This window comes from Paenibacillus sp. MER 180 (genome assembly GCF_023713665.1).
GTDB lineage: Bacteria > Bacillota > Bacilli > Paenibacillales > Paenibacillaceae > Paenibacillus_B > Paenibacillus_B suaedae.
Genome location: NZ_JAMAVT010000013.1, coordinates 128201 through 143123, shown reverse-complemented (window position 1 = coordinate 143123; position 14923 = coordinate 128201). Strand labels below are relative to the sequence as shown.

Below are 14923 nucleotides of genomic sequence, written 5' to 3'. Positions count from 1 at the left end.
GATGAATAAAATGGGTTGGTATGGAGGAGCGGGTATTGCGCTTCTCCTTTTGTCCGTTGTAGGATGTCTTGCTGTAGGCTCTGTACAAATGCCAATGGGGGAAATTGCTCAAATTCTTCTTCATCATATTCCAGGGCTGGATCAGTTCATACCGGTCACATGGGATGACGCTTCCGCGCAAATTATGATGAAGGTACGCTTCCCACGAGTTCTATTGGCAATGCTCGTAGGGGCGGCGCTTGGGGTCGCAGGTACTGCATTTCAAGGAGTGCTGCGCAACCCGTTGGCAGATCCGTATACATTAGGGGTATCTTCAGGGGCTTCTGTTGGAGCCGCATTCCTTATTTACTTCGGTTTGCAGTATTCGCTGTTCGGCGAATGGACGATTCCTGTCGTTGCATTCGCTACAGGGGTAGCGACCCTAATGTTCGTCATTAAGCTGGCCAGTGAGCAGGGGAAGATTCCAATCGAGACACTGATCTTATCTGGAGTCGTGATGCAAGCCTTTCTCGGCTCCATCGTCTCCTTTCTTGTAGCCATGACAAATCAGACGATCAATGAGATTTTGTTTTGGGTGATGGGCAGTTTGGCGATGCGAGGCTGGTCTTATACAGTGGTGCTCGCTCCTTATTTGGCAATTGGCATTGTTATTCTTATTGCATATGCAAGACCGCTTAATTTGCTTGCATTAGGTGAGCGGCAGGCCTCGCATCTCGGACTTCATGTAGAGCGGACGAAATGGGTAGTGCTGCTGACGGCAACGATGATTACGGCAGCTGCCGTATCTGTCTCCGGCGTCATCGGCTTTGTCGGATTAGTCGTTCCGCATCTGCTGCGCTTAATTGTAGGCCCTGATTATCGATATTTGATACCGCTCTCAGCAATTGGGGGAGCGATATATGTGATGTGGGCAGATACGATTGCCCGTACGGCATTCGCACCGACAGAAATCCCACTTGGGGTTGTAACCGCGTTTCTAGGTGCGCCATTCTTCGCCTACTTGCTTATGCGCAATAAGCGAGCGAAACGGGGGAAATGGTCATGACACAGCGAATAGAACATCTTCCGAAAGCAAATCTAGATCATGCAGAGAGCAGCAATCATGCTATTCAAATGGAGAAGGGCAACATCATTGAGGTTCAAGGACTGAGCAAGCATTACGGTGAGAAGCATGTGCTGCAAGATGTGGATTTCGCTGTGGAGTCTGGGGAGTGGGTTGGCATCATTGGTCCGAACGGTAGTGGCAAGTCCACGCTTCTGTCTTTGTTGTCAGGAGTGGATCGACCTACTTCTGGCTCTATACAGCTTGCTGGTCAAATGCTGGGTACCTATAAGCGTAGAGCACTATCTCAGATGATGGCAGTGCTGCAGCAGGAAGCGCTTCCGCCACTTGGATTTACGGTGCGCGAAGTGGTTGAGATGGGACGTTTCCCATTTCAATCATGGCTTGGATCAGAATCCGAGGATAGTGGAGAGATTGTAGACCGGATTATGGAGAAGCTGCAACTGACGGAGCTGGCTGACTATCCGCTTGATCGGATTAGCGGCGGGCAGCGCCAACGAACGGCATTGGCCAAATTAATGGTGCAATCCCCTTCTGTAGTCCTGCTGGATGAGCCGACGACGTATTTGGACATTCATTATCAGGTGCAATTTATGGATATTGTTCGGGAGTGGCAGCAGGATTGCGGGTTGACGGTCGTATCCGTGCTCCATGATTTGAATTTGGCTTCTTTATATTGCGATAGGCTTGTTGTCATTCATGGAGGCGGCATTGCTGCTGAAGGCACACCTGAGCAGATCATGACTACGGAGCTGCTGTCACGTATTTTTGCCACAGAGACGACGGTTGTGCCGCATCCCGATACGGGCCGCCCTCAGATTCTTATTCGACCGAAGCTAGGGTTATAGACGGCCCTGGAAAGCATAAGTTGCTGTAGTTTTGCAATAACGAAATTTATAGCATTCCGCTTGAAAATCGATAACGATGAATATAGTGGATGTTGCATGGAACAAGAGTGGATAGGAGTCATAGTCAGAAAGAACCACAATCTGTGCACGGATCTAAGATCACAACTAAGAACTGAAAACAATCATTTGCACATTTAAGAACAGAACTAAGAAATGAATACAACTATATGCACATCTATGAACACAAGCTTGAACACATGAAAATCAATTTGACAACGGAGATGAGCAGCATGAATGAACGATTGAATCAACTGATCGCACAAATTAAGCCCTTGGATGAGCAGGCAATCCAATCTGCCATTGAACATCAAAATCAATTGACGAAGCCGCCGGGAAGCTTGGGAGTACTCGAGCAGGTTGCGATTCAAGTTGCAGGTATTACAGGAGAGGTTAAACCACAATTCGAGAAGAAGGCCGTTATTGTCATGGCTGGCGATCATGGAGTATGTGAGGAAGGCGTTAGCGCATTCCCATCCGAAGTGACACCGCAGATGGTGTATAATTTCCTCCGTGGCGGAGCTGCGGTCAATGTTCTGTCGCGCGAAGCTGGTGCAGACGTGGTATGTGTCGACATCGGTGTCAATGCGGACTTGGACGATCCGAAGCTTGTATCGCGCAAGGTGCGTAAAGGAACGGCGAATATGGCGAAGGGGCCTGCTATGTCGCGAGAGGAAGCAATCTCTGCGATTCTAGTAGGCGTTGATATTGTGGAGCAGTACGTTCGCGAAGGATACCGCCTGTTCTCGACAGGGGAGATGGGCATTGGAAATACAACGGCGAGCGCGGCGATGCTGTGTGCATTTACTGGAATGGAGCCTGAAGAGGCAGTAGGCCATGGGACAGGCATCGGCGACGCGCAGTGGAAGCATAAATGCAATGTGGTACGGCAAGCGCTTGAAATCAATGCACCGAATCATGAGGATGCATTGGATGTATTGGCGAAGGTAGGCGGGCTGGAAATTGCCGGTCTTACGGGTGTTATTCTAGCTGCGGCGGCGAATCAGGTTCCGGTTGTGATAGACGGGTTTATCTCCAGTGCGGCTGCTCTGGCTGCTGTACGATTAGCTCCGGCGGTACAGCCTTATCTTATTGGCTCGCACTTGTCAGAGGAGCGGGGGCATACAGCGCTGCTGTCTGAGCTGAAGCTGAATCCTTGCTTGCATGTGCAGATGCGTCTTGGCGAAGGGACTGGCGGTGTGCTGATGTTCCAGCTAATTGATGCTGCAGTGCGGATTATGCGGGAGATGGCAACATTCGCAGAGGCGGGTGTAACCAATAAGGAGTAATCGCGGGCTGGCATGCCGGGATTATGGCTCCAAGTGAACAAGAATACTATCGTAGTCAAACAAGCATGATGAATGCATGTATGATGTCAAACTAGGATATTCAATCTAGTATTTTGAAGCAAGGATGAGTGAGCATGGGGAAAATTGTACTCGTAACAGGCGGAGCACGCAGCGGGAAGAGTACGTTCGCTGAGCGATTATTTATGAAGTTGTCCCCGCAGGGCGGTACCTATGTTGCGACCGCTGAAGCTCATGACGAGGAAATGAAGGAGCGCATCAGGCTGCATCAGGCGAGTCGTGAGGCATCTGGATACGCGTGGAGCACAGTGAACCAGTCGTTAGATCTCCCGGATTGGTTGAGTGAAGAAGGACAGCCGACAGTGCTCGTTGATTGCTTAACGATCTGGCTGTCCAATGAGCTTCTGCGTGCAGAGCAGGAGGATGAGGAACGGATGGAGGCACAGTTGGAGTGCCGTATTCGCGACATTCTGCATGCGCTTCAAGGTATTCAGCAGCGTGATGGTGTCATCGTCATGGTAACGAACGAGGTTGGCAGCGGCGTTGTGCCTGCCTACAAGCTTGGACGAGTGTTCCGCGATGCAGCGGGCCGGCTAAATCAGCGAATAGCAGCACTTGCAGACGAAGTGTATTTGGTTACGGCTGGGATTCCGATAGAGCTCAAGAGCAGGATGGTTGTGCTATGAAGCAATATGTACATGCGTGTATTGCTGCCATGCAGTTCCTGACCCGCATTCCAATCCCGAAGGAAGTACCATTCACGAATGAGGTGCTGAAGCGCAGCACCTTGTTCTTTCCCGTCGCGGGCGGGGTAATTGGATTGATTGTGTGGGGAGCAGGAGCTGGGTTGGCATTGCTGCTTCCGACAGGGCCAGCAGCGGCAGTAACGCTGGCGCTTATGCTTCTGCTTACAGGCGGACTGCACATGGACGGACTGATGGATACAGCGGACGGCATATTCAGCAGCCGATCCCGTGAGCGTATGCTGGAGATTATGAAGGACAGCCGCGTTGGGGCGATGGGGGTTATTGCATGCGTCTTGATGCTGCTGCTGAAGTGGTCGTTGCTTACCGCCTTATTTGACGAGAATGCCTGGAATGTCTGGATCGTCATTCCGTTCATCTGGTCGCGTGCCGCTATGGTATGGGCGATGACCAATGAACCGTATGCACGGGCTGAGTCTGGGCTGGGCAGTTATTTTCAAGGGCTCAACCGGAATCATGTGGCTGCAGCATATGGCTGTGCTTGGCTGCTGACTGCAGTGGCTGTTGGAGCTATGATGCTTCCGATTCGAATCAGTTATCTGATGACGATGCCAGCGGGGATTATCTCGGGTTGGCCTTGGTGGCTGCTCATTGCTTCGCTGCTGTTAGGAGTTGCAGCGGCATGGGCGGTATCTCGATACTTGTCTAAGAAGCTCGGTGGCCTGACAGGTGATACTTACGGCGCGTTGAATGAATGTACAGAAATGGTGTTCATGCTGCTGCTGGTGCTCTTGTGTGGAATGAAAGGGTGAACGTGAGATGGATGAACAGTTGAAGAACAACGTTCCTGCTCAAGGAGATAAGGTGCCCTTGACAGCGCTGGCCTCTGTTTCGGATCAAGAAGAAGCTGGTCAGAAGAGAATCTTTAAGGCAGAGAACGAACGAAGTAAGCCCGGACGCGGACGGACGATCATGCTGCAGGGCACGGCTTCTGATGTGGGCAAAAGTGTTGTGACCACGGCGCTGTGCCGCATTTTGAAGCAGGATGGATATAAGGTGGCGCCGTTCAAGTCGCAAAATATGGCGTTGAACTCTTACGTAACGCCTGACGGCAAGGAGATAGGGCGTGCACAAGGCGTGCAAGCCGAAGCATGCGGGGTTATGGCGACGACGGATATGAATCCAGTGCTGCTGAAGCCCATGCAGGAAATGAGCTCCCAAGTCGTCGTACACGGCAAGCCCTATCAAAATTTGAGCGCTCGCGATTATCGCTCCAGCTTCCTGCCTGAGGCGAAGCGCATCGTCGTTGACGCGGTCAATAGGCTCCGCGATGAGTATGATATTGTCGTCATGGAGGGGGCAGGAAGCCCAGCGGAAATTAATCTCAAGCATAATGATATTGTGAACATGAACATGGCTGCCTGGGCAGATGCTCCAGTTATCCTCGTCGCGGATATTGACCGCGGCGGCGTATTCGCGTTCATCGTCGGGACATTGGAGCTGCTGGAGCCGCATGAGCGACAACGAGTTCGCGGCATCATCATTAACAAATTCCGCGGCGATGTGTCGCTGTTGCAGCCGGGAATCGAATGGCTGGAGGAACGGACAGGCATCCCGGTACTTGGTGTGCTTCCTTACGCCAATGATCTCGATATTGAGGCAGAGGACTCTGTTGCTCTCGAACAGTGGAAAGGCAAGGCAGAACCGGAAAATGATCTGGATATTGCCATAATGGCTTTGCCTCATATCTCAAACTTTACCGATATTGATCCATTAATAGCTGAGCCTGATGTTCGCGTTCGATATGTGAGAAAGCCGGAGGAGCTGGGCAATCCCGATGCAATCGTCATTCCGGGAACCAAAAGTACAATGGCTGATCTTGAGTGGCTGCGCAGCACGGGATTGGCGGAAGCTGTTCAGCACTACGCAGCACAACATCTAGGGTCAGTTGCAGGTATCTGCGGCGGTTATCAGATGCTTGGCCAGCATTTATCTGATCCAGCAGGAGCTGAGGCAGAGGCAGGAGCGACCATGGAGGGATTAGGCTTACTCCCACTGGCTACGGAATTTGCCGCCGAGAAGCGAACTGAGCGGGTATCGGGTGTCGTGAGCGCATCGCAGCTCGTTGGAACACCCACGCACCAAGTTCCCGTTGAAGGGTATGAGATTCATATGGGGCGTTCTACGATCACGACACATACCGGCACCGGCATTGAAGCTGAGCCCCTATTCAGGCTTGATGGCGATGGGGGAGCAGATGGCTGTGTAACGGAATCAGGACGTCTATTTGGAACGTATATGCACGGTGTTTTTCATAATGATGCCTTTCGCAGGGGCTGGTTGAACGGGCTGCGTCTCAAGCAAGGGCTCACCCCTCTCCCGACGATACTGAATTATAATGCGAAGCGTGAGGATGCATTTGATCGGCTGGCTGACTTGGTGCGGAGCAACTTGCAGATGGATGTGCTGTATCGCATTCTTCAAGTAGATAATCCAGAGGATTGAGTATAGCTGAGGGGATTCGAAGGAGCAATCGGACACAGCAGCAGGAGAAGGATGGGAATGCACGAATTTGAAATGATTTCCCTATCGCCTTCTGCTCTTGCCTCGACGTACTAAAGACATTACAATCAAGGGAGTTCGGGACATGGTTGCCGAGGTCCTTCTTTTTTTGCATAAGGCTACGATGGCTGTTGATTTGTTCATGCAATGATTCTAGACATTGTACTGAGCAATTCATGGGAAGGGCGTTTCGAAGCTTCCTTGATAGGGTACTGAATTTATTACGATGCGCTTTATAAGTACTGTACAGGTGCTGCATTGCTTGATGCACTGCTGATGGACATCGGAAGCATGGTCCATTGCTGCTGTACAACTGCTTAGCAGGCGAGAGAGGATTTGCGTGTATGCTTACGATACTGATTGCCATTTTCACGATCCAAATCGTATATGTCTCCTTTTTTACGCTGCGGATGATTCTGACGTTGAAGGGGCAGCGCTACTTGGCTGCAACGATCAGTACGGTAGAAATTATTATTTACGTGCTCGGCTTAAATATGGTGCTGAAGTACTTGAACGAGCCAATTAGTTTGATTGTGTATGCGGCTGGTTACGGTATTGGTGTCCTCGTCGGGTCATGGATCGAGGATAAAATTGCACTTGGATATGTCGTGCTGAAAGTAATTGTCAACAACCCGCACAGTGAGCTTCCGAATCATTTGCGCGATCACGGCTATGGAGTAACGACATGGATCGGCAGCGGCCGAGACGGCGAACGCTTAATGCTCGAAGTGCTGTCACGGCGCAAAAATCGGAATAAGCTCCAGGCTTCAATCCTCGATATGGAGCCAAAGGCTTTTATTATTACATCTGAACCATCACAGCTGCATGGCGGCTTCTGGACAAAGGTGACACGGCGTTAAGTCGCAGTGAGCCTTTGTCTTTTTTTTGGGTACGTATTAACAGTGCTGTTTATTGGCTATATTGGGTATATCGCTTAACACAAATGAAAATAATAAAACCGTCCTTTTTGTAAGGGCGGTTTTTTGTTGTTTTTACTTATGTGGCAGTGGTTAATATATATTTATAAGTCTAACTTATATATAGATTTTTCATAGGTCTAGATAACAGGAAAATGCATGAAAGTTTACATGAAAAAATATATATGTAATAATAAACATAATTGTTTTCATCGTTTTCATAGCTATGAAATATATTATCTAATCTTATAAAAGAGGTGAGCGATGCATGATTCAATTCCAGCATGTGAATAAGGTGTATGAGGATGGCTTTCAGGCGTTGAAAGACATCAATCTTGAGTTCAAGAAGGGAGAGCTAACCGTTCTTATTGGACCGAGTGGCTGCGGAAAGTCGACCACAATGAAGATGATTAATCGTCTCATGACTCCTTCCAGCGGCACCATTCTCATTGACGGCAAAGACGTGTCGTCGCAGAACCCCGTAGAACTCCGCCGCAACATTGGTTATGTCATTCAAAATATAGGTTTATTCCCCCATATGACGATTGGGAATAACATTGCAGTCGTCCCACGGTTGAATAAGTGGGAGAAAGAGAAGATCGACCCTAGAGTCGACGAACTGATGCGTCTTGTTAATCTAGATCCGGAAATTTACCGCAACCGGTATCCTTCTGAGTTGAGCGGCGGCCAGCAGCAGCGTATAGGTGTGGCGCGCGCTTTTGCAGCAGATCCGGATGTTATCCTGATGGATGAACCATTCAGTGCGCTTGACCCGATCAGTCGTGAGCAATTGCAGGATGAATTGATTCGGTTGCAGCAGGATTTCAACAAGACCATTATTTTCGTTACACATGATATGGATGAAGCGATCAAAATCGCGGATACCATCGTACTCATGAAAGATGGAGTGGTCGTGCAAACAGGCTCACCGGAAGCGATTCTCCGGCATCCGGCGAATGATTTCGTTCGTACCTTTATTGGACAGAAGCGTCTCGAGAGCGAGTCCCCAATAGAGATTCCTACTGTAGATGAGGTAATGGTGACAACACCAGCGACGGCATTCCCGAACCGCGGTCTTGCTGAAGCGATTAAAATGATGGAGCATCGCAAGGTAGACTCCTTGTTCATCGTAGATCGTGCCAAAAAGCTTCAAGGCATCGTGTCGATCTACAACGTACTCGATCAATACGGCGAGGAAGGCAAGACGGTCAAGGATGTCATGAAACCAATTGGCTATTCGGTACCAGCGGGAACGCCGCTGCCAGATGCCTTGAACATCATGAATGATCATCGCTTGACGAATTTAGCGGTGATCGACAATGCGGGAACCCTTGTAGGACTCATTACGCGGGGGAGCGTCGTCAAGCACTTGTCCGAGGTATATCCAGCTGTCGTCGATAAGCTGGCCAAAGCATATGCGGAGGAGGCGTAACGGATGATGAATGAATGGTGGGCATTCTTTCAGGAGCGCGGTGCCGACATCGTTACGGCACTCCGTGAACATTTGACGATTACAGCAGCTTCCGTGCTGCTTGGCTGCTTGGTTGCAATTCCATTAGGAATGCTGCTCGTCTACAATCGCGTGAAGTGGGTGAACAGCATCGTGTTCTTCGGCGCGAACTTGTTGCAGACGATTCCGAGCTTGGCATTGCTTGCTATTCTGATCCCTCTGATGGGGATTGGGATGAAGCCTGCGATTATTGCTTTGTTCTTGTACTCCATTATGCCGATTCTGCGCAATACGTACGATGGCTTCGAGTCGGTCGACCGCGGTGTGCTGGAATCTGCTCGAGGTATGGGGTACGACACGATGCAGCGCATTCTTCGCATACAGCTCCCTCTGGCACTTCCTTATATCATGTCGGGGATACGAATTACGACGGTATATATTATCAGTTGGGCCACGCTTGCAGCACTGATCGGTGCAGGTGGTCTTGGACAGCTTATCGTATCCGGTCTTGGCGTAAATAAGCCGGAATTGATCGTTGCGGGAGCTGTTGGGGCCATCGTACTTGCATTCGTCATTGACGCATTGCTGGGCTGGCTTGAACGAGCACTGACACGCCGTTTCGGACGGACGAGCAGCATGGCCGCATAAATTTGCCGTACGTGAACGGGGTGGACAGTTCGGAGAAATGTACTAGGGCAATTGGTTTATTTGTTTGTCTGTTGCTAATTTTGCGGTCAGACAGGTGAGAATTGCCGAGAGTTCGGAGTTAGCTGTAAATGGTAGACTGACACCTTCCAGGAGATGATTGTCAGTTGTCATGGATAGCTGTGCTAAACGTCTGAATGAAGGAGGACACGCAGATGAAGATGCGACACAAATGGGCTGCTGGCGGTACTGCACTTATGCTGGTGATGACATTATTGTTGTCCGCGTGCGGAACCGATAATCGGATAGTCATCGGCACCCAGACATTTTCAGAAACAAAGATTATTGCAGAGATGTATAAGGCGCTTATTGAGGATCGTACAAATATCAAAGTTAAAGTGCTGCCGGATCTGGCGGCGAGTCCCGTTGTTATCAATGCGATGAAGAAGAACGAGGTGCAGATGGCGACCTTGTATTCGGGTGAGATTTTCAACAACCACTTCCCTGTCAAGGAAACGAAAGATCGCGGGGAAGTGTTGAAGCAGGCTCAAGAGGGCTTCGATAAATATTTTGATTTTAAGTGGTATGAACCGCTTGGTTTCGAAAATACGTATGCCTTCACGATCCAGAAGAAGCTGGCGGATGAGAAGGGGTATAAGGCGATTTCGGATGTAGCGAAGGATGCTGACAAGCTGCGGCTTGGTGTCGATACGACATGGCTGGAGCGCGATGCGGATGGATACAAAGGATTTCAACGAACCTACGGCTTCGCCTTCGGAAAAGAGTTCCCGATGGAGATGAGCCTTGTCTATGAGGCGGTGGCGAACAATCAGGTGGATATCGTGCTTGCGTATTCGACAGATTCGCGGTTGAAAGCATACAATCTAACCACGATTCAGGATGACAAACAGTTCTTCCCGCCTTATGATGCATCGCCAGTGATTCGCAAGGATGTGCTGGAGAAGCATCCGGAGCTGAATGACGTGATCGGACTGCTTCTGGGAACGCTCGATGAGAAGACGATGATTGATCTCAATTATCAGGTGGATATTGAGAAGAAGAGTGAACGGGAAGTAGCGGTAGCTTATTTGAAACAAGTCGGCCTATTGCAGGGCGAATGAGAGGAGGATATGGATGAGTAACTACGAATGGTCAATTGCAGATTTACTGGCTTACATGGGAAGGAACAGCGGCATGCTGTGGGAGTATTTTGTGACGCACGTGATGATGGTATTAGGCGGCATTGTTCTGGCGCTCGCAATTGGTATCCCTCTCGGTGTGCTCTGCTCCAAGAATGAGAAGCTGGCCAAGTTCATTCTGGCCGTGACAAGCATGCTGCAGGTCGTGCCGAGTCTGGCGCTGCTTGTGCTGTTAATGCTCGTATTCGGACTTGGAACGACGACCGTGGTCGTTGGCTTGTTATTGTATTCCTTGAACCCGATTGTACGCAATACGTATGTTGGCTTGAAGCAGGTGAACGGCAGTTACGTGGAAGCGGGACGAGGGCTTGGGATGAGCTCCTTGCAGCTGCTGTTTCAGGTGCGATTTCCACTTGCACTGCCCTATGTTATTTCTGGACTTCGCATCGCGGCTGTCATTGCAATCGGGGTTGCAACCATTGCTCCACTCGTTGGTGGCGACGGACTAGGAAGAGAGATTTATTCCGGCTTGAACGGGCAGAACCCGCTCCGACTGTACGCAGGAGCGATCCCGGCGGCGTTGCTCGCTATTGTTGCTGATATCATATTCGGTGTGCTGCAGCGCAAGCTTAATTTCGCTCATCGTACTTCTAATTCAGGATCCAAGCAAGGTGCCGCGTCTTCGAAGTAAGGCAAGCGCATGATGAATGAAAGTAAATTTGAACGATACATGCTGCGAGGCATGATCGAGAAGGAAGCACCGGGAATCGGTGCTTCTTTTTATGGACTGATCCAACTGACAGGACGAATGTGGTACGAAGAGTTAGGATGTGAACAAAACATGAATATCTTTATATTATTGTTACATTTTGGAATAATTGCGTTATACTCAAAACGAACTGGGTTGCTTTTACGGGCGAGCTTGTAAGCAGCGAGTCAGATCAACCGGAAGCAAGAACGCCCCATATCAATGACTTGATCGGGGGACAGCAAAAATGGGACAAGCATTGCTTCAATTGTACTCTAATGTACAGAATGCGAATTTAGAGATGCAGGAAGACGTTTATTATCAATTTCGCAAGCTTGTATATGCGGACATTTATGCCATCGTTCAAGATCGCTCTTTAACGGAGGATGTCATTCAAGAAGCCTCGATGAAGGTGCTGGCTAATGTCCATCGTGTGCAGCATCCTGCCGCTATACGATCATGGGTCAAAAAGGTCGCGCGCCATGCTGCGTTAGATGTTCTTCGCAAAAACAAAAGCCACTATGTCCAACCAACTGGGTTCATGATGCACATGGCGAACCCAACCTCGCTTTCTACAGAACCTGATATATCGATTAAAGTAGAGAATAAAATGAGAGATTCCTTGCTGCATCAAGCAATATGGGAATTGAAGTCCCACTATCGGGGACTGCTTCAAATGCATTATTTTGAGAATAAATCGTATAAGGAGATGTCCAAGGAGTTGCACTTATCCGAGCAAGTGATCAGCCAACGTCTGGCCAGAGCGCGGAATAAGCTGCGACATCAATTTTTAAAGAAATGGTCGTAAGGCTGAATATCAGATTTTATATTGTTTTCGTTAGAAAAGTCATCGTGGATGCGTCTTTAGTAATAAGACCTTCCGTTCCTCCCAATTACAAGGTCTCATACAATGACGAGAAAGGGGTAAGTCCACGATGAAGAAAAAGTTTTCAATCGTAACGGTGCTAAGCCTCGTCCTGCTGCTTGTCTTTCAAATGAGCGTGGTGTCTGCAGCCGAAGGCAAATTCTCAGAAACACTGCCGGCAACCATGCAAGAGAATGAATTATCACTTCAAGCCACAATGGATCATGCGGAGCCTGTTACACAACTGGTGAAAGCCGCGCCTGCCGAAGGCTTGGACGGCACTTTGGAGCATACGATCACAGCTCCCATAAATTTGAATGATGCCGAGGCAATATTGCCTCAATCAAGCGCCCTGCGCACATTGGCAGAGCCATCCAACACGGTAACGACCGCCACATATAGCGGGGTTATCCCGAAGGAAGGAGAGGCGGTTCATTTATATCCGATATACGTGAAGCCTGGCGACGTACTTCAGGTACAGTTGGATCCACCATTGTCTCCTCAGTTGAACTACGATTTGTATTTGTACGAATTCGATATGGCGACAGGCAATCTCAATACGACACCAATCGATTACTCGATTTACGGAACATATATGAATAATTACGCCAACGGAACGCGCACGTTATCAGAAAACGTCGGCACCAAAAACACGACGTCTGGAGATAAAGCATATCTCGTCGAGGTTCATGCCAAGCAGGGCGGAAGCATTAATGATCCGTTTAACGTCACACTTGCCATCAGCTCAGAATACGACGCCTATGAGACGGATGAAAATGCATTTCACGCTTACGGATTTACGGTAAACACATCTGGGTCATCATTGAACACACGCTCTATCAGCTCCCCCATTGATAATGATTGGTTCACTATCACTGTACCAGAAAATCGCAATTATGACGCTTTGAATCTCACGCTGGATGCCGCCTCAACAAGCAAAGGATATAAGGTTGAGGTGTACGGTGCTTATGAAGGCAATCAGATGAAGCTATTGTCGTCTCCGACAGATCAAAATGTACGAATCGGAACCGGATCGTTCTATGTTCGCGTCTACACGACAGGCCAATATGACAATAGCAATTATATGTTGACGGTGAGACCGGTGCTGCGCGCAGATAAAATTGTCATTACCGGCTTTAATTCGAAGGAAGGCCCGAACGATTATCCTACTTACCGCTACGGCAGGCATTTCCGAGCTAAGGATTCGCTCACGGTATACGGCAGGGTGAGCACCTCAGATAATTATGCAGTAGCTAATGCGAAGGTGGATGTTCTGTGGTTGAATGAGAATTGGACAGAGGGAAGCGGCAATCGTACTCGTACTGCTTCCGTCTATACAGATGTGAATGGGAACTTTACGGCTACATTCGGACTACCGGCTTCAACAGGAAGTATTGCTGAATTCTTATCAGGGCCGATTAATTTTACGCATTACTATGATTTAAGTGGTGTGAACGTCCAAGTCTCCGAACGTCCGAACGTATATGCAACAGACATCATTTATCACTTCGCATACAGCCTATACGGAGGAAGAAGTTAGTTTCGCGACGATTTACGGCGAGTGTGCTCGTGATGAATGATTCTTGCTCTTCAAATTCATAAGTAAGCTGCACAAAGCCTCCAATACCGCCTTACTCGCGGGTTGGAGGCTTTATTGTATGCATGCAGGTGTCAATTGCTCTTATGCAGCAGCGTGAATCTCAACAAATCAAACCAATGAAGCTCCTCCGTCCACGACAAGGATTTGTCCTGTTGTGTATTGCTCTTTCATGAGGTATATAAATGCTTCAGCTGCGTCTTCCGGCTCGCCAAGCTTGCCGACTAGAAGTGTCTTGGCGGCCGAGTCATCCATGGCGGCTAGCTGTTCGTTCGTGAGGTGGTTCCATAGCTCTGTGCGAATCATTCCGAAGGCAATGGCGTTAACCCGAAGCGGGCGCAGTTCGACAGCTAGTGCTCGTGTCATTGCTTCAATTGCCCCGCATACACTGGCTGCAACCGATAACCCAGGATTTGGTCTTGCCGCCGCTACACCGGAAGTGAAGGAGATGGAGCCTCCTGGCCGTATGTTTGGACTTCCATACTTAGCGGCCGTGAATGCTCCCCAGTAACGCAGGTTAAAAAAACGACGTGCCGATTCTGAATCCATCGCATGAATCGAATCAATAAGTAAAGCCTCACCCGCCGTAAAGATCAAGTGATCAAATTTCCCGACCCGATTGAAGAAATCTTGCTGTTCTGTTTCATTCGTTACATCCACGACATGCCCTTCCGAGTTGTCAGGCAGTCGCGACAAGGCATGCTCAACCTTATCGGGCTGACTAGATACGACAACTACGGTCGCCCCTTCCAATGCTGCGGCTCTGGCCGTAGCGAAGCCGATTCCAGAAGTTCCTCCCAGAAGGAGGACTTTCTTATCCGACAGACTTCGGTTCATTTCCATATTCCTCAGTGCCACCTTTCTGTTTCCTCAGTTTATTATCATCTACAGGTTTCTGCGTCCCTTCACGAACGGACTCAAGGAGATTATAATGAGTCTAACCGAATCCAAATAGAACAGCATTTATGGTAGTATTGCAAATACTACTTATGTAAAAGTAGAGATGCATTTCATCCTGATA

At 49.1% G+C, this 14923-nt stretch carries 14 protein-coding genes; 13 read left to right on the top strand and 1 reads right to left on the bottom strand.

The window, feature by feature from the left end:
* Position 1 precedes the first annotated feature (1 nt).
* The 13 genes from M3661_RS20760 (at position 2) to M3661_RS20700 (ending at position 13845) form a co-directional block, all read left to right on the top strand.
* Positions 2–1045, top strand: coding sequence for a FecCD family ABC transporter permease (locus tag M3661_RS20760; RefSeq protein ID WP_028531710.1), 1044 nt, complete (start codon positions 2–4; stop codon positions 1043–1045).
* Positions 1042–1911: an ABC transporter ATP-binding protein gene (locus M3661_RS20755; protein WP_175400545.1), complete on the top strand. Its 870-nt coding sequence runs from the start codon at positions 1042–1044 to the stop codon at positions 1909–1911. The genes M3661_RS20760 and M3661_RS20755 overlap by 4 nt, the downstream gene beginning before the upstream one ends.
* A 290-nt stretch (positions 1912–2201) precedes the next feature.
* The gene (gene cobT, locus M3661_RS20750; protein WP_065292391.1) at positions 2202–3257 is read left to right on the top strand and encodes a nicotinate-nucleotide--dimethylbenzimidazole phosphoribosyltransferase; all 1056 of its coding nucleotides are present in this window, start codon (positions 2202–2204) and stop codon (positions 3255–3257) included.
* Positions 3258–3391: 134 nt separating this feature from the next.
* Positions 3392–3961, top strand: coding sequence for a bifunctional adenosylcobinamide kinase/adenosylcobinamide-phosphate guanylyltransferase (gene cobU, locus M3661_RS20745; protein WP_065292373.1), 570 nt, complete (start codon positions 3392–3394; stop codon positions 3959–3961).
* Positions 3958–4791: an adenosylcobinamide-GDP ribazoletransferase gene (gene cobS / locus M3661_RS20740; RefSeq protein WP_065292374.1), complete on the top strand. Its 834-nt coding sequence runs from the start codon at positions 3958–3960 to the stop codon at positions 4789–4791. Before cobU ends, cobS begins: the two co-directional genes overlap by 4 nt.
* A gap of 7 nt (positions 4792–4798) precedes the next feature.
* The gene (locus M3661_RS20735) at positions 4799–6484 is read left to right on the top strand and encodes a cobyric acid synthase (protein WP_083189321.1); all 1686 of its coding nucleotides are present in this window, start codon (positions 4799–4801) and stop codon (positions 6482–6484) included.
* A gap of 401 nt (positions 6485–6885) precedes the next feature.
* Positions 6886–7401 carry a DUF2179 domain-containing protein gene (locus M3661_RS20730; RefSeq protein ID WP_021256341.1) on the top strand — a complete coding sequence of 172 codons (516 nt, stop codon included), beginning with the start codon at positions 6886–6888 and terminating at the stop codon, positions 7399–7401.
* Between the two features lie 325 nt (positions 7402–7726).
* Positions 7727–8890 (top strand): ABC transporter ATP-binding protein, encoded by a 1164-nt coding sequence (locus M3661_RS20725; RefSeq protein ID WP_021256340.1) that lies wholly within the window; start codon positions 7727–7729, stop codon positions 8888–8890.
* Between the two features lie 6 nt (positions 8891–8896).
* Positions 8897–9556 (top strand): ABC transporter permease, encoded by a 660-nt coding sequence (locus M3661_RS20720; RefSeq protein ID WP_251488282.1) that lies wholly within the window; start codon positions 8897–8899, stop codon positions 9554–9556.
* A 212-nt stretch (positions 9557–9768) separates the two neighbouring features.
* Positions 9769–10674 carry a glycine betaine ABC transporter substrate-binding protein gene (locus M3661_RS20715; protein WP_065292375.1) on the top strand — a complete coding sequence of 302 codons (906 nt, stop codon included), beginning with the start codon at positions 9769–9771 and terminating at the stop codon, positions 10672–10674.
* A 13-nt stretch (positions 10675–10687) separates the two neighbouring features.
* On the top strand, positions 10688–11383 hold the full coding sequence (locus M3661_RS20710) for an ABC transporter permease (RefSeq protein WP_065292376.1): 696 nt from the start codon (positions 10688–10690) through the stop codon (positions 11381–11383).
* A gap of 304 nt (positions 11384–11687) precedes the next feature.
* Positions 11688–12248 (top strand): RNA polymerase sigma factor, encoded by a 561-nt coding sequence (locus M3661_RS20705; RefSeq protein WP_065292378.1) that lies wholly within the window; start codon positions 11688–11690, stop codon positions 12246–12248.
* Positions 12249–12375: 127 nt separating this feature from the next.
* Positions 12376–13845 carry a hypothetical protein gene (locus M3661_RS20700; protein ID WP_251488201.1) on the top strand — a complete coding sequence of 490 codons (1470 nt, stop codon included), beginning with the start codon at positions 12376–12378 and terminating at the stop codon, positions 13843–13845.
* A 168-nt stretch (positions 13846–14013) separates the two neighbouring features.
* Here the strand turns inward: M3661_RS20700 and M3661_RS20695 are convergent, their stop codons facing one another.
* On the bottom strand, positions 14014–14745 hold the full coding sequence (locus tag M3661_RS20695) for an SDR family oxidoreductase (RefSeq protein WP_065292380.1): 732 nt from the start codon (positions 14743–14745) through the stop codon (positions 14014–14016).
* Between the last annotated feature and the right edge of the window lie 178 nt (positions 14746–14923).

Coding starts and splice junctions, on each gene's coding strand:
- M3661_RS20760 (WP_028531710.1), top strand. CDS start 2: ATGAATAAAATGGGTTGGTATGGAGGAGCGGGTATTGCGCTTCTCCTT.
- M3661_RS20755 (WP_175400545.1), top strand. CDS start 1,042: ATGACACAGCGAATAGAACATCTTCCGAAAGCAAATCTAGATCATGCA.
- cobT (WP_065292391.1), top strand. CDS start 2,202: ATGAATGAACGATTGAATCAACTGATCGCACAAATTAAGCCCTTGGAT.
- cobU (WP_065292373.1), top strand. CDS start 3,392: ATGGGGAAAATTGTACTCGTAACAGGCGGAGCACGCAGCGGGAAGAGT.
- cobS (WP_065292374.1), top strand. CDS start 3,958: ATGAAGCAATATGTACATGCGTGTATTGCTGCCATGCAGTTCCTGACC.
- M3661_RS20735 (WP_083189321.1), top strand. CDS start 4,799: ATGGATGAACAGTTGAAGAACAACGTTCCTGCTCAAGGAGATAAGGTG.
- M3661_RS20730 (WP_021256341.1), top strand. CDS start 6,886: ATGCTTACGATACTGATTGCCATTTTCACGATCCAAATCGTATATGTC.
- M3661_RS20725 (WP_021256340.1), top strand. CDS start 7,727: ATGATTCAATTCCAGCATGTGAATAAGGTGTATGAGGATGGCTTTCAG.
- M3661_RS20720 (WP_251488282.1), top strand. CDS start 8,897: ATGAATGAATGGTGGGCATTCTTTCAGGAGCGCGGTGCCGACATCGTT.
- M3661_RS20715 (WP_065292375.1), top strand. CDS start 9,769: ATGAAGATGCGACACAAATGGGCTGCTGGCGGTACTGCACTTATGCTG.
- M3661_RS20710 (WP_065292376.1), top strand. CDS start 10,688: ATGAGTAACTACGAATGGTCAATTGCAGATTTACTGGCTTACATGGGA.
- M3661_RS20705 (WP_065292378.1), top strand. CDS start 11,688: ATGGGACAAGCATTGCTTCAATTGTACTCTAATGTACAGAATGCGAAT.
- M3661_RS20700 (WP_251488201.1), top strand. CDS start 12,376: ATGAAGAAAAAGTTTTCAATCGTAACGGTGCTAAGCCTCGTCCTGCTG.
- M3661_RS20695 (WP_065292380.1), bottom strand. CDS start 14,745: ATGGAAATGAACCGAAGTCTGTCGGATAAGAAAGTCCTCCTTCTGGGA.